The sequence below is a fragment of the Glycomyces sp. NPDC050141 genome (genome assembly GCF_055586545.1).
Genome location: NZ_JBVJHZ010000009.1, coordinates 75522 through 95997 on the forward strand (window position 1 = coordinate 75522; position 20476 = coordinate 95997).

Below are 20476 nucleotides of genomic sequence, written 5' to 3' on the forward strand. Positions count from 1 at the left end.
GTGCAACCACTGTACTGGCAGGGGCTCAGTCCTCTTCGCGGGAGAACTTCTGGCTGATGACCTGCGTGACACCCGCGCGCATCGTCACGCCGTACAGCGCGTCGCCGATCTCCATAGTGCGCTTCTGGTGCGTGATGATGAGCAGCTGCGAGTTCTCCTGCAGCTGCCGCAGCAGGTCCAGCAGGCGGCCGAGGTTCACGTCGTCGAGCGCCGCCTCCACCTCGTCCATCAGGTAGAACGGGCTGGGACGGGCGCGGAAGATCGCGACCAGCAGCGCCAGCGCGGTCAGCGACCGCTCGCCGCCCGACAGCAGCGAGAGCCGCTTGACCTTCTTGCCGGGCGGGCGGGCCTCGACCTCGACGCCGGTGTGCAGCAGGTCGTCGGGGTCGGTGAGCAGGATGCGGCCCTCGCCGCCGGGGAAGACGGTCTGGAAGACGTTCTCGAACTCGCGGGCGGTGTCCGCGAAGGCCTCGGCGAAGACCTGCTGGATGCGGTCGTCCACTTCCTTGACCACGGTGGTGAGGTCGGCGCGGGTCTTCTTGACGTCCTCGAGCTGCTCGTTGAGGAACTTGTAGCGCTCCTCGAGGGCCGCGAACTCTTCGAGCGCGAGCGGGTTGACCTTGCCGAGGAGCTTGAGTTCGCGTTCGCCGCGCGCGGCGCGCTTCTCCATGGTGGCGCGGTCGAACTCGTACGGCTCGGGTTCGGGCTTGCCCTTCTCCATCGCGGCGTTGACCTCTTCGGCGCTGGGCGGCACGGGCTGGTCGGGGCCGTACTCGGCGAGGAGGGTCTCGATGTCGACGCCGAACTCGGCCCCGGCCTTCTCTTCGAGCTGCTCGATGCGCAGGCGCTGCTCGGCGCGGGCGACCTCGTCGCGGTGGGCGGCCGAGGTGATGCGTTCGAGCTCGGCGGCCGTGGCCCCGGCGCGGGTGCGCAGGTCGGCGAGGGCGGCTTCGCGGCGGGCCTGCTCGGCGGCGATCGAGTCGCGTTCGATCGCGGCGGCCTCGAGGGAGTCGGTGAGCTGGACGCCGGCGTTCTCTGCGGCTTCGGCGACGAGCGCGGCGACTTTCGCGCCGCGCGCGCGGGCGGCGCGGCGGGCCTCGGCGCGGGCGCGGGAGGCGCGCTCGGACTGGGCCTGGCGGGCGAGGGCGTCGGCGCGTCCGGCGAGCGCGGAGGCGCGCTCTTCGGCGGTGCGGACGGAGAGCCGGGTCTCCATCTCGTTCTGGCGGGCGGCGTCGAGCGCGCGGGAGAGGACGTCGCGCTCGTCGGTGGAGGGCTCCTCGATCGCGGGGAGCGATTCGAGTTCCTCAAGGCGCGCTTCGAGGTCGGTGAGTCCGGCGGTGTCTGTCTCGCGGGCGGCCTGGGCGCGGTCCTTGGCCTGCTGGAGGCGGGCGACCTCGGCTTCGGCGCTGCGGGCGGCGGCGCCGAGTTCGGCGAGGCGGCGGGCGACGACGCTGTGCGCGGCCTCGGCCTGGCGCTGCGCGGTGCGCACTTCCTCGGCGGCGGCTTCGGCTTCGGCGTGGGCTTCCTTGGCGGCCTCGAACTGCTCGCGCAGCTGTGCCGCAAGGGATTCGGAGCCGAGTTTGCGGTCGCGGGCCTCGTCGACGGCGGCCTGGATCTCGATGTAGGACTGGGCCTTCGCGGAGCCGCCGAAGGCTTCGGCCGCACCGAGCACGTCCCCGTCGCGGGTGACGGCGGTGAGCTGCGGGTGGGCGTCCACGATGGCGCGGGCGGCGTCGAGGTCGTCGGCGACGCACATCCCTGCGAGCACGGACCGCACGGTGGAGGCGAGTTCGGCCGGGGCGGCGACGGTGTCGGCGACGGTCTTCAGGCCGGCTGGGACCTCCACATGGGACTGCGATCCGGCGATCAAGAATGCCGCCTGACCGCCGTCCTCGTCGCGGAGCAGCTTCAAGGCGGCTGCGGCGCTGGCGGGGTTGGTGACGGCGATGGCGTCGGCGAGGCGGCCGAGCGCGGCGGCGAGCACCGCTTCGTAGCCGGGTTCGACGGTGAGGAGGGCGGCGACCGAACCCAGGACGCCGGGCACGGCGTCGGCTCGGGCGAGCAGCGCGGCGGCGCCGTCCTTGCGGCGCAAGCCGACAGCGAGGGCTTCCTCGCGGGCGGCCCACTGCGAGGCCTCGCGGTCGGCCTCGCGTTCGGCGGCCTGGAGGCGGTCCGCTTCGGCCTTGGCTGCGGCGACGCGGGCCTTCGCTTCGGCGACGGCCTCGTCGAACTCGGCGTTCGACTCGACGGTCTCGTTCTCGGCGTCGGCTTCGGCGTGCGCCTCGGCGGCGGCTTCGGCGCGCTCGCGGGCCTCGGCGAGCGCGATGCTGGCGCGCTCGAGCTCTTCGGCCGCGGCGGCGGTGCGGGTCTGGAGGGAGTCGACCTTGCCGCGCAAGGTGGCGAGGGCTTCGCGGCGCTCGGCGGCGGCCTTCACGGCGGTGACGATGCGCTGCTCGGCGTCGGCAAGCGCGGTCTCGGTCTCCTCGCGGGCCTCCACTGCGGACGAGAGCCGCTCGGAGTCCTCCGCGATGGACTCGCGCAGCTCGATCTCCTGCTCGCGGATGCGCTCGGCCTCGGTCTCCAGGACCTCGGGGTCGCGTCCGGCGCGGTCGTCCCCGGCGTCCTCAGAGAGGTAGCGGCGGCGTTCGGCGGCGAGCTGGGCGGTGGAGCGCAAGCGCTCGGCGACGGCCTGGAGGCGGTACCAGGTCTCCTGGAGGCGGGCCAGGCGCGGCTTGTCGGCGGCGTGCGCGGCTTCGACCTCGCCGACCTGGGCGTTGAGGCGTTCGTGCTCGTCGGCGAGGACGTCCTTGCGTTCCTTCAGGGCCTCTTCGTCGGCGAGGTCCTTGGCGATGTTGCCGCGCAGGGACGTGAGGTCGTCGGCGAGGAGGCGCAGGCGGGCCTCGCGCAGGTCCATCTGGATGGTCTGGGCGCGGCGGGCGAGCTCGGCCTGGCGGCCGAGGGGCTTGAGCTGGCGGCGCAGCTCGCCGGTGAGGTCGGCGAGGCGGTCGAGGTTGCCCTGCATGCCTTCGAGCTTGCGGAGGGCCTTCTCCTTGCGCTTGCGGTGCTTGAGGACGCCGGCCGCTTCCTCGATGAACGCGCGGCGGTCCTCGGGGCGGGCGTGCAGGTAGGAGTCGAGCTTGCCCTGGCCGACCAGGACGTGCATCTCGCGGCCGATACCGGCGTCGGAGAGGAGGTCCTGCACGTCCAGGAGGCGGCAGCGGTCGCCGTTGATCTCGTACTCGCCCTCGCCGGAGCGGAACATGCGGCGGGTGATCGAGACTTCGGAGTAGTCGATGGGGATGGCGCCGTCGGAGTTGTCGATCGTCAGCGTGACCTCGGCGCGGCCGAGCGCGGGGCGGCCCGTGGTGCCCGCGAAGATGACGTCCTCCATCTTGCCGCCGCGCAGGGACTTCGCGCCCTGCTCGCCGAGGACCCAGGCGATCGCGTCGACGACATTGGACTTCCCGGAGCCGTTCGGGCCCACGACGCAGGTGATCCCCGGTTCGAAACGCAGGGTCGTGGCCGAGGCGAAGGACTTGAAGCCCTTCAGCGTGAGGCTCTTCAGGTACAACGGTCGCTCCGGGCTGGTGTGCTGCGGTTCGGGTGCGGGACCGTCCCAGCCTACAAGGCCGCCGTCCGGGAGATCGGCATATCAAAGGCCCCAAAGGGGACGAACTGGGGAGGGACTGCCAGGGTGTGCGAGGTGGGGACATAGCAATGCGCGCCTGCTGCGAGGCAGCTGGCGCGCCGGTGTTCCGTTGTCGCGAGACGTACTTAAGTCAACGCGGGCTCTTGCAGCCGCATCAACTCCTCGACATGATCGTGCTCGATCTCGTCCTCACGGGCCCGCATCTCGGCGAGCTCGGACTCGAGGTTGCGTACTCGCGCGCGTAGCTGGACCACTTCTTCGAGCAGGCGCTTGTTGGGAGCCTGGCCGATGTGGCCGTAGAGGGCTTTCGCCATGGTTTCTCCTTGCGATCACGTCGACTGGTGGCGTTGGCGTACGCACCATGAAAACGTCGCATTTGCTGAGTGAATTTTTTTAGCCGCTGGGGCCGATTGCCCCGAGCCAGACCAGTGGAGCACGGCTCGTGAACACTGGCCGTCTCCTGACATCATCCGCCTGATCGACGGTTCTCGTCAAGCTTTGCACATGCTTTGCCCACGGAATTCGACGGGGGTCACACCCGAGAGGGGTACCCCACGCCCGATCACGCGTGAACGCGTCCGTGCACGCGCCGCGCAAACCTGATAGGGTCCCGGAAAATCCGAACATTGCACACGTAACCCCACGTGACGAGGCCGTACCCCCATGCGAAGACTCCAGGGCGGACGCCACCGCGACCGCGCCGACCACCGCCGCCGGATGCTCCTGCTCATCCCGGCGATCTTCGGCCTCACCGCGGGTGCGACCTCACTGTGGGCGCTCGGATCGCCACTCGACGGCATCGCCGCCTCGGACGACACCCCCACGTCCTCAGCCGTAGCGACCACTCAAACGGAGGACACCGCCTCCCCTGAACTCCAAGTGGACGGTGCGCCGACCGAAGCCGGCATGCGCACCCAGGAGGCCGAGGAGGTCCCCACCACCGAGGCGCCCGAGGAGACCACCGAGGCCCCGGCCGAGGAAGTGGACGACGGCGGCTCAGGCGGCGGCGAGGACCAGGCCGGAACGAGCGAGTACGCCGACGTCGAAGCCGCCGTGGCCGACCTCGTCGATGCCGAACGGGCCGAAGCCGGTTGCGGCTCATTGGAACGCGACTCCCGCCTCGACGCGGCCGCGCGCCTCCACGCCGAGGACATGGCCGCCAACGACTACTTCGACCACACCTCGCAGGACGGCCGCAGCCCCACCGACCGCGCCGCCGAGCAGGGCTACGAAGGCGGCGTCGGCGAGAACATCGCCGCGGGCTACCCCGACGCGGCGTCCGTCATGGAGGGCTGGATGAACTCCGAAGGGCACCGCGCCAACATCCTCAACTGCGACTACAGCGTGCTCGGCGTCGGCGTGGCCGACCGCGACGGCACCCTCTACTGGGTCCAGAACTTCGGGTAAGAGTCGGGCATTATCGCAGGTGGACGGCGCCTGAACCTCTTACTGTCGTCCATCCGACTCAACGCTGGACTGAATGATTACCAACAGTCATGCTGGGATGGCCGCCCGCTGAGGCGCGCATCTGGGGAGGCGACCAAAAAACCTGAAGGACGAGGTGCCAACCGTGCGTGTCATGCTGTACGACCCGAATCAGGTCTTCTCCGCCAGCATTCGACCCCTGCTCCACCGACGCGGTGACATCCCAGTCGAAGCCAGGACCGCGAAAGCGCTCGTGGCCGCGGATGTGCAGATCGACTGCTGCCTGGTCGCACTCGAAGCGGTCTCCCGGAACCGGGTCCTGACCGACTGCAAGCGACCGGTCTTCCTCATCACCGACCGCGACGACGGCTCGGTCCTCCGCAAAGCCGTCTCGGTCTCGGCCGCCGGGATAGCCAACACCCACATCATGCCCGGCGACCTGCTCGACGCCATCGACCGCGGGATGCTCAGCCCGCCCTACTACGATCCGCAGCTCCTGCGCGCGGCCCTGCAGCCCGCGCCACTGCTCGGCGAGCACGACGCACTCGAACTCGCGCACCACCTCACGCCCAGAGAGGACGACGTGCTGCGCCGCATCGTGCGCGGCGAGCCCACGGCCCAGATGGCCACGCAGATGGGCGTCTCCGTCTCCACGGTCCGCTCGCACGTCCAGAACGTGCTCGGCAAACTCGGCGTCAACTCGCGGCTCGCGGCCATCGCCTTCGCGATCAACTACGGACTCGACACGGTCAGGGAGAAGCACCCGCAGCTCAGCTAGGCATACTTGAGGGGTGCCAGAGCTTCCCGAAGTAGAGACCGTCCGCCGCGGGGTCGACGAGGCCTTCCGCGGCGGACGCATCCAGTCCGCCGAGGTCTACAACCCGCGGACCGTGCGCCGCCACGCCACCGGCATCGCCGATTTCCAGCTGAGCCTCAAGGGCCTCCAGGTCACCGGCAGCGGCCGCCGCGGCAAGTTCATGTGGCTCACGCTCGACGACGGCAGGGCGCTCGTGTGCCACCTGGGCATGAGCGGCCAGCTGCACGTCGTCACGGACGGTCGCGCGGCCCACAAGCACCTGCGCGCGAAGATCCGTTTCACCGACGACCGCGAACTGTGGTTCATCGACCAGCGCACGTTCGGCTACTGGGACCTCGCCGAACTCGACAGCGCCGCACCCGACACCGCCGTGCCGAAGACCATGGCGCACATCGCCCCCGACGTCTTCGAGGCCGAGTTCGACGCCGCATTCGCCGCCGAGCGGCTGCTGCGGCGCACCATCGAGGTGAAGAAGGCCCTGCTCGACCAGACCTGGATCAGCGGGGTCGGGAACATCTACGCCGACGAGGCGCTGTGGCGCTCCCGGCTGCGCGGCAGGCGGAGCGGCGACTCGCTCTCCAAGCGCAAAGCCGTCGAACTGCTCGGCCACGTCAAGGACGTGCTCACCGAGTCGCTCGCGGTCGGCGGCACCTCGTTCGACGAGCTGTACGTCGACGCGCGCGGCGAGGCCGGGTACTTCGCCCGCGAACTGGCGGTCTACGGCCGCGCGGGCCAGCCGTGCAACCGCTGCGGGACCGCGATCAAGCGCGAAGTCATCGGCGACCGGTCGGCGCACTACTGCCCCAAGTGCCAGAAGTAGACGGGAAGGGCGGCACCGGAGCACCGGTACCGCCCTTCCCGAAAAGTCTTACCGCTGCTTGACGCCCAGGCGCTCGGACAGCACCTGCCAAGCCAGCTTCGCGGCGATCTGCTCGGCGTCCTTCTTGGAACCGCCGGAGCCCTCGCCGAACTCCTCGCCGGCCACGACCGCCCAAGCGGTGAACTGCTTGGCGTGGTCGGGACCGGACTCGGTGATCCGGTACTCGGGCACGCCGAGGCCGGAGTCGGCGGTCAGCTCCTGGAGGCTGGTCTTCCAGTCCAGGGCAGCGCCCTGACCGGCCGCGGCCTCCATGAGCGGGTCGAAGAACAGGTGCACGACGACCTTGGCCGTCTCGATCCCGTACTGCAGGTAGACGGCGCCGAGCAGCGACTCCACCGCGTCCGCGAGGATCGAGTTCTTGCCGCGCCCGCCCGAGGTCTCCTCGCCCTTGCCGAGCAGGAGGTGCGGGCCGATACCGCCGTCGCCCATGCGACGCGCCACACCGGCCAGCGCCTTCATGTTCACCACCGACGCGCGCAGGCGCGCGAGCTGCCCTTCGGGCAGGTCGGGGTGGGTCTGGTAGAGCGCGGTGGTGACCACCAGGCTGAGCACGGAGTCCCCGAGGAACTCCAGGCGCTCATTGGTGGGCAGTCCGCCGTGCTCGTACGCGTAGGACCGGTGTGTCAGGGCGAGACGCAGCAGTTCGGGGTCGATATCTCGGACCCCGAACACCGCTTCGAAATGTTGTACTGCCTTGTCGCCCATGCGCGGGAGGACTTAGGCCTCGAGGACCTGACGGCCCCTGTACGTGCCGCAGACCTCGCAGACCTGGTGGCCGCGCTTCTTGGCGTGGCACTGCGGGCACTCGATCAACTGGATCGCGGCAGCCTTCCACTGCGACCGACGGTGCCGGGTGTTGCTGCGCGACATACGACGCTTCGGAACAGCCACTTCAGAACTCCATACCTATGTGCTTACGCTGTGCTATTTCGCTTCGCCGTCATTGCCGGCGAGTCGAAGCTTCTCCAAGCCTGCCCAACGGGGGTCCACGGTCTCGTGGACGTGGTCGTCGGGCAGTTCATCCCAGGGGACGCCGCATTCGGCGCACAATCCCGGGCAGTCAGGTCGGCACAGCGGGGTGACCGGCATAGCCAGCACCAGCGCGTCCCGGACCGCGGGCTCCAGATCGAGCAGGTCCCCCTCGAGCCGCATGATGTCATCGGCTTCTGTGGTCGCTTCGGTGACGGAGCCCTGATAAGCGTACAGCTCCTGCACCTGGACGCTGAGAGCGTCCTGCACGGGTGCGAGGCACCTCGCACACTCGCCTTCCGCGACCGCCTCGACCTGCCCGGCGGCGAGCACGCCTTCGCTGACGCCGGTGAGGTTGATGTCGAGGTCGAGGACCGCGCCCTTGGGTACCGCGTACACCGCTTCGAAGCCGTAGGCCTCGGGAGCGGGGATCTCGCGCGCGATGTGCATCATCGTGCCCGCGCCGCGCAGTTCCGCGGTGTCGAACACCAGCGGCGCAGCAGGATCCAGAGCGGTCTTCATGGGTGTATTGCGGTCCTTCGATAGGGAGGTGCGCCTCGATCGAGGCCGACCGGTAATGCTACATCAACGGCGGGACCGGCCCCAACCCAGGTGGAGGGCGGGGTGAGGCGGCAGCGGCTGCCGGCGTCGGGTGATTTCCCCGACACGGGGCCGCGAGACGCGGCGTTCCTGTCGGACCCTGCGGTGAAAATCGGCAGCAGGAGCGGCGGGGTGGTCTACCCACCCAGGGCGGGTAGACCGGTGGTCCGCTAGAGCTGCGGGAGCGGCTTCTCTTCTTCGATCGGCTCCTGCGGCGAGGGCGCGAAGGTGCCGATCTCCCGGAGGGTGTGCATCTTGTCGCGGCCGCGCTCGACGCCCGAGAGGGCGCGGTGCAGGAACTGCTCGAAGTTGGCGAGCGTCGTGTCGACGTACTCGTCGACCTCGTCGCGCAGGCGCTGCGCCTCGCCGCGGGCCTCCGCGATGATGCGGTTGCCCTCGTGCTCGGCGGAGACGGTGATCTCGTGGCGGGAGACGAGCCGCGCGTGCTCGGTCTCGCCTTCGGTGATGATCCGCTCGGCCTCGCGTTCGCCGGCGTCGATGATCTTGTCGCGCTCCTGGAGCATGGCCTCGGCGCGGCGGAGGTCGCCGGGGAGTTCGTTCTGGAGCTCTTCGAGCATGGCGATCATCTCGGCCCGGTCCACCTTGCAGGCCCGGGACATGGGAACGGCCTTGGCCTGCTCCACGTAGGCGATGATCTCTTCGATCCGGTCGAGCGCACCCACCGATTTGCTCCCGTCGATGTCAGTCATGGGGACATTGTCCCGGATGAGGGTCTGAAACGTGGCTAATCCTGCCCCAAACGCTCGATCAGTCGCGATTGGACGATTTCAGGCGCGTAGGGCGAGATGTCGCCGCCCCATTTCGCCACGTCCTTGACCATCGAGGACGACAGGAAGGAGTACAGGGGGTTGGTCGGAATGAAGACCGTCTCGATGCCTCGCAACCCGTAGTTCATTTGGGCCATCTGCAGTTCGTAGTCGAAGTCCGAGACCGCGCGGACGCCTTTGACGAGCACTCCCGCGCCGTGCTTCTGGCAGAAGTCGACGACGAGCCCTCTGAAGGACGCGATGCGCACATTGGGGATGTCCGCGGTGGTCTCGCGGAGGAGTTCCACCCGCTCCTCGACGCTGAAAAGCGCGTTCTTGGAGGCGTTGTGGAAGACCGCGACCCAGACCTCATCGTACAGCTGGGCGGCGCGTCCGAAGATGTCGAGATGACCGTAGGTCACCGGATCGAATGAACCGGGGCACACGGCGATGCGAGCTTCAGGTTTCACAGGGCGTGACCGTAGCAAAGGGCGGTGGTGCCGTAGCGACGGACGCGGTCTTCTGCGATCTTCTCGGGCCAGGGCACGGAGGCGTCCTTGCCGCCGCGTTCGACCACGACGTCGGCGTCCTCGGCGAGCCAGCCGTTCGCGACCAGCGCTTCCAGGACGTCGACTAGGCGTGCGTCGGTGACGGCGTAGGGCGGGTCGGCGAAGACGATGTCGAACGGCTCGGCCGGGGCGTTCTGGAGGGCCTTCTCGACAGGGGCGCAGATCACTTCCGCGCCGGTGACGGCGAGGTCGGCGATGTTGCGGCGCAGGAGCTTCGCGGTGAGCGCGTGCGACTCGACGAACAGGGCCGAGGAGGCGCCGCGCGAGAGCGCTTCGAGGCCGACCGCGCCGGACCCGGCGTAGAGGTCGGCGAAGCGCAGTCCGTCGAGGTCGCCGCCGGGGGCGAGCGAGTTGAACAGCGCTTCGCGGACGCGGTCGGAGGTGGGCCGGGTGCGGTCCCCCGGGGGCGTGGCGAGGCGGCGGCCCTTGAGGCTGCCGGCGATGATCCTAGTCATTTGCCACAACAATAATCCGGCCGAGCGCGAGCCGCAGGCTCGCCGCGGCGCCGTGTGCGGCGAGCGCGGTCGGTGCGAGCGGACGCTGTCGGGCGAGCCCGAGCCCGGCTGCCGCCCGCTTCGCTCAGCCCTTCTCCAGGAACTCGCCCCGGTCCTCGGCGAGGTCGTCCACCAGCGCCGCGAGGCCCGGTTCGCCCTTGAGCTCGGGGTCCGCGTCGATGAGCGCGGTCGCCTCGGCGCGGGCCGCCTCGATGATGTCCGCGTCCTTCAGCAGCGACAGGAGCTTCACGTGCGACTTCATGCCCGACTGGGCCGCGCCGAGCACGTCGCCCTCCCGGCGCTGCTCCAGGTCGAGTTCGGCCAGCGCGAACCCGTCCGTGGTCGAGGCGACCGCGTCGAGGCGTTCGCGCGACGAGGTTCCCTCGGCGGCCTCGCTCACGAGCAGGCACAGGCCCGGATGCGCGCCTCGGCCGACGCGGCCGCGGAGCTGGTGGAGCTGCGAGATCCCGAAGCGCTCGGCGTCGAGCACGACCATCGCGGTCGCGTTCGGCACGTTCACGCCGACCTCGATGACGGTGGTCGCCACGAGCACGTCGAGCTCGCCCGCCGAGTAGGCGCGCATGACCCGGTCCTTCTCGTCGGCGTCGAGGCGCCCGTGCAGGAGCCCGAGCCGCAGGCCGTTGAGCGCGCCGTTCCGCAGCTGCTCGATCACGTCGACGACGGCGAGCGGCGGGCGCTTGTCGCCGCCGTTGTTGTCTTCCGCGTCCTCTCCCCCGACCCTCGGGCAGACCACGTACGCCTGGCGTCCGGCGGCGACCTCTTCGCGGACGCGGTTCCAGGTGCGGATCATCCAGCGCTGGTCGGTGTAGGGCACGACGTGCGTGGCGATCGGGGTGCGTCCGGCCGGGAGCTCGGTGAGGCGGCTGGTCTCCAGGTCGCCGTAGACGGTCATGGCGACGGTGCGCGGGATCGGGGTGGCGGTCATGACGAGCGTGTGCGGGGTGCGTTTCGCTTTGGCGCGCAAGGCGTCGCGTTGCTCGACGCCGAAGCGGTGCTGCTCGTCGACGACGACGAAACCGAGGTCGGCGAAGTCGACGCCGTCGTAGAGGAGCGCGTGCGTGCCGATGACGATCCCGGCCGTGTTGGTCTTCACCTCGTCGAGCACGGTGCGGCGCTGCGCGGCCGTGGCGGAGCCGGTGAGGAGCGCGACGCGGGTCGCCTCGGGAGGGGCGCCGAGCTCGCCGCCCTGGGCGAGGTCGCCGAGCATCTCGACGATCGACCGGTGGTGCTGGGCGGCAAGGACTTCGGTGGGGGCGAGGAGTGCGGCCTGGCCGCCGTGGGCGACGACCTGGAGCATGGCGCGGAGCGCGACGAGGGTCTTGCCGGAGCCGACGTCGCCTTGGAGGAGGCGGTGCATCGGGTGCTCGCCCGCGAGTTCGGCGGCGATCTCGGCGCCGACCTGGCGCTGGCCTTCAGTGAGGGTGAACGGGAGCCGGGCGTCGAAGGCGTCGTGGAGGGCGCCGCCGGGGGCGTACGCGGTCGCGGCGTCACCGGCGGCCGCGGCTTTGCGGCGCACGAGGACGGCCTGCATGACCAGGGCCTCTTGCCATTTGAGGCGCTTCTTGGCCGCGCCCAGGGCTTCGTGGGAGTCGGGGCGGTGGATCTGGTGCAGGGCGGTGCCGTAACCGAGGAGGCTGAGGCGGCCGCGCAGCGAGGCCGGGAGCGGGTCGGCCGGGGCCTGGACCATGCCGAGGACGGTGTGGATGGCCTTGGCGATGTTCCAGGTCGGGAGCTCGGCGGTGGCCGGGTAGACCGGGATGAGGGACCCGGCGAACTCCTCGATCGCGCTCGAAGGGTCGGCGGCGTCCTCGGCGAGGAGCTGGTACTGCGGCGAGTTGAGCTGGAGGCGGCCGCGGAACTGCGCGACCTTGCCCGCGAACAGGCCCCAGCGTCCGGCGACGAGTTCCTTCGCGCGCCAGGACTGGTTGAAGAACGTGAGGGTGAGCGAGCGGCCGGCCTCGTCGGCGACGATCACCTCGAGGAGGTCGCGGGGTTTGCCGCCGGGCCTCGAACCACGTCCTTTGTGAGCGGAGGCTTTGGGGACGAACGATTTCTTGACGGCGGCACGGACCTGCGCGGTGACCGTGACGTCCTCGCCGATCTGGAGCGCGCCCAGGTCGGTGCGCTCGCCGCGCTGGGCGTAGCGGAACGGGTAGTGCCCGAGGAGGTCCCCCACGGTGTCGAGGCCCAGCCCTTCGCTGAGCGATGCCGCGGTCTTCTTGCCCAGGACCTCGCGCAGCCGGGTGTCCAGCCCAATGGTCATTCGGCTCCTAGCAGCAGCAGCGGTTCGTCGTCTCCGGCGGGCAGCTGCTGGATCTCCACCAGCGGCCACGCCTCACGGACATGATCGCTCAAGGCTGTGACAATCCCGGCGTTCGAACCGGCGCCGGGCAGGATCGTGAGGAGTTCGGCGCCGTCGGCGCAGAGCCGGTCGGCGAGGTCGCGGGCGGCGTCGGCGGGTTCGGCGAACGGCTGGACATCGCCGTTGACGACCGAGTTGCACCCTGAGGGGACCGCGCGGACCTCGCCTGTTCGGCAGGCTTTGATCGCCTCGCCCATCGCCGAGACGTCGTCGGCGAACTGCCGTTCGGGGTCGTGGACGGCGACGGCCGCGACGGCCTGCACGCGGGTGACGGCGTACAGCGCGGCGACCTGGCGGCCGTCGCTCCGGGCGGACTCGGCGGCGCGGTTCGCGGTGTGCGCGGCCGCATCGGTGTCGGCGAGGACGACGACGCTTGCGGCCCCGTCCGCCAGGGCAGCGGCGAGTTCGGCCCCCATGGTGGCTGCAGTCGCGGTCCGGCAGCCTTCGCTCGCAAGGAACTCGCGGAGGACGGCGGACTCGGTGACGACGACGAGAACACGGGTCGGCGCGTCCTCGTGGTGCGGGCGGCGCGCGGGCGCGGCGTGCATGCGGGCGGCGTGGGGCGCGACGGTGTCGTCGAAGCGGGTCACGGAGATGCGGTGCACGCGGCCGCGCTCGATCCCGGCCTCGATGGCCGCGCCGATGTCGTTGACGTGCACGTGGACGTTGAACGTCGTGACGTCCTTCGCGGCGCGCGAGCCGATGATGACGACCGAGTCGCCGAGCGCGGTGAGGCGGTGGCGCAGGTCGGCGGCGGCCGCGGCGTTCGCTTCCAGGAGGTACTGGACCTCGTAGCCGTAGACCTCCGAGCCGGTCTCGCGCGGCACCTCCTCGACCTCGGCGACGGCGCGCACGCGGTGGCGTTCGAGGAGGTCGAGCGCGCCGGTCGAGACCGAGCCGGTGAGGGTCTCGACGAGCGCCTCGAGGATCACGGTGAGGGCCAGGCCCCCGGCGTCGACGACCCCGGCGCGGGCGAGCGCGGGCAGCTGGCCGGGGGTGGCCGCGACCGCTTCGGCGGCGGCCTCGGCGGCGGCGCGGGCGGCCGAGACGAGGCCGAACGGGGCGGCCTTCCCTGCGGCGGTAGCGGCGGCCTCGGCGACGGTGAGGATCGTGCCCGCGGTCGGCACGGCGACGGCGGCGGTCGCGGCGTCGGTCGCCGAGCGCAGCCCGGTCGCGAAGCCCTTCGCGTCGATCTCGTCGCTGTTCCAGACGTCGGCGAGGCCGCGGAGCATCTGGGCGAGGATCACGCCGGAGTTGCCGCGGGCCGAGAGCAGCGCGCGCCCGGCGGCCTCGTCGAGGAGCGCTTCGAGGCGGAGCCCGGGCGTGCCGCCCTGGAAGGCGGCCTGGAGGGTCGCGACCATGTTCGTCGCCGTGTCCGAGTCGGCGACGGGGAACACGTTGAGCTCGTCGACGCCGCGCCGGTGGCGGGTCAACGTGTCGATGCCGCGCGCGGCCCACTCGCGCATGGTGTCTGCGTCGAGGGCCTGGCGTCCGGATTCAGGGATTTCCACCACGGGCCATGAGGATACGCCCCTGCGGCCCTGAGCGGTAGCGCAAGCGGACGGCAGGCGGAAAACGGACCGGCCCGCACGTTTCCACGTGCGGGCCGGTCGATGCCTTGATGCGCCTACGAACCGAAGCTGAGGCTGCCTCGGGTCGCTTCCAGGACCTCGACCTGGTCGGCCGTGGCCGATCCGACGAAGCCCACGTAGCCGTCGCCGCTCTCGATGACCGCGGTCATCACGGTCACGTCGCCGACGGTGAAGGTGCTGAACATCGCCGACCGGGCGTCGACCCGGTACTGGACGGCCTCGACGCCTTCAGCGGTGCCGCCCGCCCAGGTCGCGGCCAGGTTCTGCAGGTTCGTGCCGAGGTCGGGCAGCGGCACGTCCGCACCGGCGCCGATCGCGGCCGGGTCGAGCGCCCCGAAGAAGACCGTCGGGCCGGTCCCGGCCAGGATGAGCCCGGTCGGCCCGGTGAACCCGCCGGGCGGGTTCGCCGCCTCGGTCGAGCCTTCAGGAGCCAGGATGCTCAGGCCGGACGTCTCGTCGGCCACCACGGTCGCGCCGGGCACCACGGGCGCGGTGCTCTCGGCGGCGCCGCTGCTCTCGATCGTGCCGGTCTGGTCGTCGCTGCCGCCGCCGTTGTCGAGCGGGTTGAAGAGGATGAAGCCGCCGACGCCCAGCGCGAGCACGATGACCACGATCCCGGCGACGATGAGCCACATCGGGCCCTTGCCGCCCTTCTTCTTGTTCTTGCGCTGGATCGTGTCCGGCGCGCCCCACGGCTGGGCGCCGCCGCCGGAGACCGGCACGAGCTGGCCGCCCTGCGGGCCGAACTGGCCGCCGCCGAACGGCGGCTGGCCGCCCCCGCCCATCGGGGCCGAGACGGGCATGCCCGAGACCGGCATCCCGGAAGCGGGGATCGAGGACACGGGGGGCATCCCGGAGACCGGCATGCCCGAGACGGGGTAACCGCCGGAAGGGCCGAACGGGTCCGAGACCGACGGCGGAGGCGGGGACGCCTGGAACGGCTGCTGCTGCTGCGGGGGCATGCCTTGGAACGCCTGCTGCTGCGGCGCGTCGAACGGCGAGACCGGGACGCCCGGAGGCGGCCCGAACTGCTGCGGCGACGGCTGGCCGGGGCCGCCGACGTACTTGACGGTCCCGTCCTCTTCCACCGGGCCCTGCTGGCCCGACTGCGCCAAGCGCTGACTCTCCGGCGACCACGGCGGCTGCTCCTCTTGCGGAGGCTGCTCGTTCGGGCGGTACACCGGGGGCTGTTGCTGCGGCGGCTGCCAGCCGTCGGCAGGCTGCTGCGGGGTGTGGCTCATGTTCGACTCACCAAAGAAGATATGGGCATCGGCACATCATGTGTATGCGGCCAGCCTACGGGATCTGAACCCATCCTAGAGTCACCAACGGTAGCCGACCGCGGCAGCCGCCACAGCGCAGCGCCGCCGCGAATCGTCCTGGGAGGACCGACGAATCTGCGCGATCCGGGCCTACGTCTGCTTGCAGCACAGTAGGTCTTTCGATTGCGGCGCAGGTGTTCCGCCCGGGGAGGACCCGACCCTGCAAAGGGTCGGCCCGGCGGCCGGGGGCAAGGCTCCCGGCGGCTGTGGCGCAGGTCCCGCCACCTGGATGGGCGGCGGTTCGCCGGGTCCGTTAGAATTACCGGGTTGCCCGCCGTCGGGGTGGGCCGAATGAACGTCAATGCAGGAGTTTTGGATTATGTCGAGCGTGTGTGAAGTCTGCGCGAAGCGCCCTGGCTTCGGCAACAACGTCCCGTGGTCCCACAAGAAGACCCGTCGCCGTTGGAACCCGAACCTGCAGACCATCCGCATCGCGACTGGCTCCGGTGACAACAAGCGCCGCGCCAAGGTCTGCACTTCGTGCATCAAGGCCGGCAAGGTCACCCGTTAAGGGCTGACGCCGCGAAGACTTACGCCGCCGGGGCTGAGCCCCGGCGGCGCTTTGTCGTACCCGGAGTGAGGCGAAAGCCCTCCCGGTGCAAGCGCTTGACTGTCGGCCCCGGATGCGATGGTGGGACCTACCCACCCAGGGCGGGTAGGTAGGTGCGCGACGCCGGGCCCGCGCGCTACTCCTTCACGAAGTGGTCCCAGCCGGTCGGGCCGGTCCAGCGGTCGCCGTCGACCGTGACGCCTGCGCCTTCGGCGACCGCGCCGATGCGGCGCCAGCCTTCGGGGAGGAGCACGTCGGGCGGGAAGCACGCCGCCAGGGCGTGGTCCTCGCCGCCGGTGAGGAGCCAGCCGCGGGCGTCGGCGCCCAGGGCTTCGGCGGCGTTGCGCATCGGCTCGGGCACGGGCAGGGCGTCGGTGTCGACGTCGATGGCGACGCCTGAGGCGTCGGCGATGTGCCCGACGTCGGCGAGGAGGCCGTCGGAGACGTCGATCATGGCCCGCACACCCATGAGGGCAGCGTCACGTCCGGCCGGGTACGGCGGCTGCGGCCTGCGGTAGGCGCCGACGAGCGCGCCCGGCGAGCGGAAGCCGCGCGAGAGGACGTTGAGCCCGGCGGCGGCCCAGCCGATCCGGCCTGCCAGCGCGAGCACGTCCCCGGGCCGGGCTCCCGAGCGCGTGACCGGTTCGCGGCCTTCGAGGTCGCCGAGGGCGGTCACGGTGACGGTGAGGAGTTCGCCGCGGGTGGTGTCGCCGCCGATGACGGCCGCGCCGACGGCGGCGGCCTCGGTCGCCAGGCCGGAGGCGAAGCCGTCGAGCCATTCGGCGGGCAGGTCCTGCGGGGCGGCGACGGCGGCGAGGAGCGCGGTGGGCCGGGCGCCCATGGCGGCGATGTCGGCGAGGTTGGCGGCGGCGGCCTTGTGGCCGACGTCGGCGGCGGAGCACCAGTCGCGGCGGAAGTGGTTGCCTTCGACGAGCATGTCGGTGCAGGCGACGACGCGTCCGTCGGGGGCGGTGACGACGGCGGCGTCGTCGCCGGGGCCGAGCAGGACGGCGGGGGTGGTCGCGAAATGGCGCGTGAAGCGCTCGATGAGGCGGAACTCGCCGACCTCGGCGACGGTCTCACTCACGTGGGGCTCATTCCTCGGGCGTTTGAAGGTCGGTGGATGACTGGGTAATCTTCGCTCAAAGGCGATCGCGAAGCGGTCAGGCCCGCCCGTGTCGGGTCCTGCCCCACGATCCCCTTCTTGGCCGTTTCCAGAGGAGGCCTGTCTCATGGTGCAGGCGTACATCTTGGTCCAGACCGAGGTCGGCATGGCCGATCAGGTCAGCGAGGCCGTGTCACTGATCGAGGGCGTGGTCCGGGTCGACATCGTCACCGGCCCGTACGACGTGGTGGTGCTCACCGAGGCCGCCTCCGGCGAGCATCTCAGAACGCTGGTGGTGAGTAGAGTCCAGCGGGTGGCGGGCATTACCCGCACATTGACCTGTTCGATTCTCAACGCCTGAGGAGCGCGGTGGGTTCGCAGAAGAAGTCGCGGCTTCCGGCGATCGTGGCGACCGCTGTGGCGGTGCCGGTCGCGGTGGTCGCGGGCGTGCTGGTGTTCAACGCGATCGCGCCTGAGGCGGAGCCCGCGCATGAGGACCTTTCGCCGGTGGCGGTCGAGGTTCCCGCGTTGAGCGAGGAGGACGCGGTGATCTGCCTGGCGCTGACGGCGACCGCGCCCGAGACGGCGGGCGGCCTGCACGCGCGCCCGGTCGAGGGCGGCGCGGGCGCGGCGGAGTCGGTGCTGGCGTACGGCGATCCGGCGGCGGTGGCGACGTGCGGTGTCGAGCCCGTAGCGGTGGAGGACACGGCGCTGGTCTACAAGCTCAACGGGGTGTGCTGGTACTCGGACGAGGCGGGCCTGGAGTGGACGACGCTCGACCGGCAGGTGCCGGTGGGTGTGAGCGTCCCGGAGGCGAACGAGCAGCCGGTCGATGTCCTGAACGATCTTTCCACGGTGATCGGCGAGAAGGTCCCGGCGGCCGCCGAGGCGCCGACCGGGTGCGCGTGAGCGCTGCGCTGGAGCGCTCGTTCTTCGCGCGCGATTCGGTGCCGGTGGCTCCGGATCTGCTGGGCTGCACGGTGACCGCGAACGGTGTGACGGTGCGGCTGACGGAGGTCGAGGCGTACCGCGAGGACGATCCGGCCTCGCATTCCTTCCGCGGGGAGACGATGCGGACGGCGGTCATGTTCGGCCCGCCCGGGTTCCTCTACGTGTACTTCACGTACGGCATGCATTTCTGCGCGAACCTGGTGTGCGGCCCCGAGGGTTCGGGCGCGGCGGTGCTGCTGCGGGCCGGCGAGGTCGTCGACGGCCTCGATGCGGCGCGCGGGCGGCGCGGCGCGAACGTGGCGGACCGGGACCTCGCGCGGGGCCCGGCGCGCCTGGCGCAGGCGATGGGCTGGGACCGCGGGGACGACGGCCGCGACATGGTCGGCGCGGTGTTCCAGGGCGGCGGCGCCGCGGCGGTGTCGTCCGGGCCCCGCACGGGCATCACGAAGGCGGCCGACACCGCTTGGCGGTTCTGGATTCCGGGCGACCGGTTCGTGTCCCCGTACAAGCGCCACCCGAAGGCTCCGGCCGCGGACTTACTCCAGCTTGACGTCGAACTGCGGCGAGCGCATGAGGTCCCGGAACGCCTGGAGCGTCTCCTCGTGCTGGTGGACCTGGGAGTTGCGGCCGCTCTTGTGGTCGGCGGGCGTATCGAAGTAGACGATCGCCTTCAGCCGCGGGTAGTGCGCCATCTGGTAGCGGGCGGCCTGGAAGACCGCCTTCTGGTGGTCGGGGTACTGCTCCTCGTAGAACACGCCCCATTCGGCGAGCATCATCGGCTTGTCCGGGTGCTCGCGCGCGACCCAGTGGTAGAACCCGGGCCAGGCGCTCTCGCCCTTCGTCTGGTCCACGATCTCGCCGAAGTCGGACTGGCCGTCGTCGTGGAGGGACTGGCCGTAGCCGGAGAGGCCGATCCAGTCGACCACGTCCTCGCCCGGGTACAGGTCTTCATGCCAGGGCATCTCGACCCACTTGAGGTAGCCCATGTAGTTCATGACGGTCACCAGGTTGTCCACCCCGGCGCCCCGCAGGCGCTCGACGACGTACCGGTACATCGAGGCGTAGTCGGCGGCCTCCATGCCGGAGCCCTTCTCTTGGATCACGTCGTTCTCGGGCTCGTGGTGCACGGTGAAGAAGAACGGCTTGTCGAAGTTCGCCTTGATGTGCTCGGCGAGGCGGTCGAGGTAGGCGTCCACTTCCGGGTCCCCGGCGGCGATCTCGGCCCAGTTCGCCATCTGCGGCTTCCAGTTGATGAACAGGGTGCGCGGCTTGAGGGGGTCCTCGGTCAGCGCGATCTGCTCGGGGGTCGGCCACAGCCGCTCGTCCGCGCGCTCGTAGGTGTGGTAGACCTGCTGCGTCTCTTCCACAGTGGCCTCGAAGTCCAGGAGCGCCTGCTCTTTCGGCAGGCTGGTGTGCGCCGCGGGGGCGACGCCGACGAGCGCGCCGCACGTCGGGATGAGCTTCTCCCCTGTCCTGCACGTCGCGAGCTGGTCCTCGTTCTGGCCCGATTCGGGTTGCAGCGGCGGCCCTTGCGGCGAGGTCGGGTCGGCGGCCGGGAGCGCCGGGTCGGCGGACCCGGGCTGCGTCGGGGGCCCGGTCGGGCCGGTCGAAGACGGCGTTTCCGAAGACGGAGCCATAGAGGACGGCGCTTGCGAGGTCGGGTCCTGCGGCGGCACCGGGCTCGGTGAGCCGGTCGGGTCGGGCAGCGGGACGGGCGCGGTCGGCGGCACCGGGTTCACCGGCGGCACGGCCGAGATGGTGCGCAGGTTCGGGCCCGTGCCGTACTCGGCGCCCTCGAACTCCAGGTAGGCGTTGCGGTCGGGGGTCGTCACGGCGAAGCCGTAGCGGCCCGGCGCGTTGATCGCGCCGGTGACGTCGAGGACCACTTCCGTTGCGCCAGCGTCGATCTCGACCGCGTCCCACACCGCGCCGTACGGCGGGGCGGTCGCGGCGGTCAGCGAGCACAGGCAGCTGACGGGGTGCACGGAGGCGACCTCGACGGTCATGCCCTCGCTGTCGGGCGGGACGGCGACGGGCAGGCGCAGCTCGGCGGTGTGGTCGGGCCGGACCGTGGACTCGTCGACGGCGAACTGCAGGTGGGTGACGGCGATGCCGAGGTCGGCCGAGAAGCCGACGGGCAGCACCGCCGGCGACTGCGGCGCGGGGCCGGAGACCTGCGTGGCGGTGAACGAGGCGGCGAGCGGGGCGTGGTCGAAGGTGCCGTTGCCCTCCTGCCAGGCCTCGTCGACGGCGATGCCGAGGCGGTCGCCGCCGGCGCCGACGCCGTACCCGACCACGAAGCCCGCCAGCACCAGCGGGAGCACCGCCAGGACGGTCACGATGCCGCGGCCGGCCCGGAGGGGCTGGCGCTTGTCGGTGTCGCTCATCGTCCACCTTCTTCCG

19 protein-coding genes and 1 pseudogene are annotated in these 20476 nt (G+C 71.0%); 7 read left to right on the forward strand and 13 right to left on the reverse strand.

The features are described 5' to 3' along the window. Positions 1 to 25: 25 nt before the first annotated feature. On the reverse strand, positions 26 to 3571 hold the full coding sequence (gene smc, locus ACZ60M_RS08100; protein ID WP_465415923.1) for a chromosome segregation protein SMC: 3546 nt from the start codon (positions 3569 to 3571) through the stop codon (positions 26 to 28). Positions 3572 to 3774: 203 nt separating this feature from the next. Further along, the gene (locus tag ACZ60M_RS08105) at positions 3775 to 3963 is read right to left on the reverse strand and encodes a hypothetical protein (protein WP_392962888.1); all 189 of its coding nucleotides are present in this window, start codon (positions 3961 to 3963) and stop codon (positions 3775 to 3777) included. Positions 3964 to 4312: 349 nt separating this feature from the next. On the opposite strand from ACZ60M_RS08105, the gene ACZ60M_RS08110 reads away from it, so the two are divergent. From ACZ60M_RS08110 to mutM, 3 genes are all read left to right on the forward strand, one after another. Then, positions 4313 to 5056, forward strand: a complete 744-nt coding sequence (locus tag ACZ60M_RS08110) for a CAP domain-containing protein (RefSeq protein ID WP_465415924.1) — start codon at positions 4313 to 4315, stop codon at positions 5054 to 5056. 172 nt (positions 5057 to 5228) lie between these two features. Beyond that, the gene (locus ACZ60M_RS08115) at positions 5229 to 5852 is read left to right on the forward strand and encodes a helix-turn-helix transcriptional regulator (RefSeq protein WP_465416068.1); all 624 of its coding nucleotides are present in this window, start codon (positions 5229 to 5231) and stop codon (positions 5850 to 5852) included. A gap of 13 nt (positions 5853 to 5865) precedes the next feature. Further along, positions 5866 to 6711 carry a bifunctional DNA-formamidopyrimidine glycosylase/DNA-(apurinic or apyrimidinic site) lyase gene (gene mutM / locus ACZ60M_RS08120; RefSeq protein WP_465415925.1) on the forward strand — a complete coding sequence of 282 codons (846 nt, stop codon included), beginning with the start codon at positions 5866 to 5868 and terminating at the stop codon, positions 6709 to 6711. A 48-nt stretch (positions 6712 to 6759) separates the two neighbouring features. Here the strand turns inward: mutM and rnc are convergent, their stop codons facing one another. From rnc to ACZ60M_RS08165, 9 genes are all read right to left on the reverse strand, one after another. After that, positions 6760 to 7476: a ribonuclease III gene (rnc, locus tag ACZ60M_RS08125; RefSeq protein WP_465415926.1), complete on the reverse strand. Its 717-nt coding sequence runs from the start codon at positions 7474 to 7476 to the stop codon at positions 6760 to 6762. Positions 7477 to 7488: 12 nt separating this feature from the next. Next, positions 7489 to 7662: a 50S ribosomal protein L32 gene (gene rpmF, locus ACZ60M_RS08130; protein WP_465415928.1), complete on the reverse strand. Its 174-nt coding sequence runs from the start codon at positions 7660 to 7662 to the stop codon at positions 7489 to 7491. A gap of 33 nt (positions 7663 to 7695) precedes the next feature. Continuing rightward, positions 7696 to 8262, reverse strand: coding sequence for a YceD family protein (locus ACZ60M_RS08135; protein ID WP_465415930.1), 567 nt, complete (start codon positions 8260 to 8262; stop codon positions 7696 to 7698). Positions 8263 to 8510: 248 nt separating this feature from the next. Further along, a complete protein-coding gene (locus ACZ60M_RS08140; RefSeq protein WP_208495294.1) occupies positions 8511 to 9050 on the reverse strand; it encodes a hypothetical protein in 540 nt (179 codons plus the stop codon). Positions 9051 to 9085: 35 nt separating this feature from the next. Next, positions 9086 to 9577 carry a pantetheine-phosphate adenylyltransferase gene (gene coaD, locus ACZ60M_RS08145; protein WP_270121368.1) on the reverse strand — a complete coding sequence of 164 codons (492 nt, stop codon included), beginning with the start codon at positions 9575 to 9577 and terminating at the stop codon, positions 9086 to 9088. Beyond that, the gene (gene rsmD / locus ACZ60M_RS08150) at positions 9574 to 10131 is read right to left on the reverse strand and encodes a 16S rRNA (guanine(966)-N(2))-methyltransferase RsmD (protein ID WP_465415933.1); all 558 of its coding nucleotides are present in this window, start codon (positions 10129 to 10131) and stop codon (positions 9574 to 9576) included. The genes coaD and rsmD overlap by 4 nt, the downstream gene beginning before the upstream one ends. A gap of 124 nt (positions 10132 to 10255) precedes the next feature. After that, positions 10256 to 12454, reverse strand: a complete 2199-nt coding sequence (recG, locus tag ACZ60M_RS08155) for an ATP-dependent DNA helicase RecG (RefSeq protein ID WP_465415935.1) — start codon at positions 12452 to 12454, stop codon at positions 10256 to 10258. After that, positions 12451 to 14067, reverse strand: a complete 1617-nt coding sequence (locus ACZ60M_RS08160; RefSeq protein WP_465415937.1) for a DAK2 domain-containing protein — start codon at positions 14065 to 14067, stop codon at positions 12451 to 12453. The genes recG and ACZ60M_RS08160 overlap by 4 nt, the downstream gene beginning before the upstream one ends. 113 nt (positions 14068 to 14180) lie before the next feature. After that, positions 14181 to 15386, reverse strand: coding sequence for a hypothetical protein (locus tag ACZ60M_RS08165; protein ID WP_465415938.1), 1206 nt, complete (start codon positions 15384 to 15386; stop codon positions 14181 to 14183). 400 nt (positions 15387 to 15786) lie between these two features. Between ACZ60M_RS08165 and rpmB the strand changes: the two genes are divergently transcribed. Continuing rightward, positions 15787 to 15978 carry a 50S ribosomal protein L28 gene (gene rpmB, locus ACZ60M_RS08170; protein WP_030157716.1) on the forward strand — a complete coding sequence of 64 codons (192 nt, stop codon included), beginning with the start codon at positions 15787 to 15789 and terminating at the stop codon, positions 15976 to 15978. A gap of 175 nt (positions 15979 to 16153) precedes the next feature. Here the strand turns inward: rpmB and ACZ60M_RS08175 are convergent, their stop codons facing one another. After that, positions 16154 to 17104 carry a thiamine-phosphate kinase gene (locus ACZ60M_RS08175; protein ID WP_465415940.1) on the reverse strand — a complete coding sequence of 317 codons (951 nt, stop codon included), beginning with the start codon at positions 17102 to 17104 and terminating at the stop codon, positions 16154 to 16156. Positions 17105 to 17249: 145 nt separating this feature from the next. Here ACZ60M_RS08175 and ACZ60M_RS08180 point away from each other — a divergent pair, with 145 nt between their 5' ends. The 3 genes and pseudogenes from ACZ60M_RS08180 to ACZ60M_RS08190 all read left to right on the forward strand — a co-directional run. Beyond that, complete coding sequence (locus ACZ60M_RS08180; protein WP_465415942.1) at positions 17250 to 17483, forward strand: Lrp/AsnC ligand binding domain-containing protein; 234 nt, start codon at positions 17250 to 17252, stop codon at positions 17481 to 17483. 8 nt (positions 17484 to 17491) lie between these two features. Further along, entirely contained in the window at positions 17492 to 18031 is a 540-nt protein-coding gene (locus ACZ60M_RS08185; RefSeq protein WP_465415944.1) for a DUF3515 family protein, read from the forward strand. After that, positions 18028 to 18588: pseudogene (locus ACZ60M_RS08190) on the forward strand (DNA-3-methyladenine glycosylase); the annotation flags it as partial. The gene ACZ60M_RS08185 and the pseudogene ACZ60M_RS08190, both read left to right, overlap by 4 nt. 21 nt (positions 18589 to 18609) lie before the next feature. Here ACZ60M_RS08190 and ACZ60M_RS08195 read toward each other — a convergent pair. Then, positions 18610 to 20460 carry a glycosyl hydrolase gene (locus tag ACZ60M_RS08195; RefSeq protein ID WP_465415946.1) on the reverse strand — a complete coding sequence of 617 codons (1851 nt, stop codon included), beginning with the start codon at positions 20458 to 20460 and terminating at the stop codon, positions 18610 to 18612. Positions 20461 to 20476 lie beyond the last annotated feature (16 nt).

Excerpts from the sequence above, each read along its gene's own strand:
- ACZ60M_RS08140 (WP_208495294.1), bottom strand. The coding sequence starts at position 9,050 with ATGACTGACATCGACGGGAGCAAATCGGTGGGTGCGCTCGACCGGATC.
- ACZ60M_RS08165 (WP_465415938.1), bottom strand. The coding sequence starts at position 15,386 with ATGAGCCACACCCCGCAGCAGCCTGCCGACGGCTGGCAGCCGCCGCAG.
- ACZ60M_RS08135 (WP_465415930.1), bottom strand. The coding sequence starts at position 8,262 with ATGAAGACCGCTCTGGATCCTGCTGCGCCGCTGGTGTTCGACACCGCG.
- ACZ60M_RS08180 (WP_465415942.1), top strand. The coding sequence starts at position 17,250 with ATGGTGCAGGCGTACATCTTGGTCCAGACCGAGGTCGGCATGGCCGAT.
- ACZ60M_RS08195 (WP_465415946.1), bottom strand. The coding sequence starts at position 20,460 with ATGAGCGACACCGACAAGCGCCAGCCCCTCCGGGCCGGCCGCGGCATC.
- recG (WP_465415935.1), bottom strand. The coding sequence starts at position 12,454 with ATGACCATTGGGCTGGACACCCGGCTGCGCGAGGTCCTGGGCAAGAAG.
- ACZ60M_RS08110 (WP_465415924.1), top strand. The coding sequence starts at position 4,313 with ATGCGAAGACTCCAGGGCGGACGCCACCGCGACCGCGCCGACCACCGC.
- ACZ60M_RS08115 (WP_465416068.1), top strand. The coding sequence starts at position 5,229 with ATGCTGTACGACCCGAATCAGGTCTTCTCCGCCAGCATTCGACCCCTG.
- rpmB (WP_030157716.1), top strand. The coding sequence starts at position 15,787 with ATGTCGAGCGTGTGTGAAGTCTGCGCGAAGCGCCCTGGCTTCGGCAAC.
- ACZ60M_RS08105 (WP_392962888.1), bottom strand. The coding sequence starts at position 3,963 with ATGGCGAAAGCCCTCTACGGCCACATCGGCCAGGCTCCCAACAAGCGC.
- rnc (WP_465415926.1), bottom strand. The coding sequence starts at position 7,476 with ATGGGCGACAAGGCAGTACAACATTTCGAAGCGGTGTTCGGGGTCCGA.
- rsmD (WP_465415933.1), bottom strand. The coding sequence starts at position 10,131 with ATGACTAGGATCATCGCCGGCAGCCTCAAGGGCCGCCGCCTCGCCACG.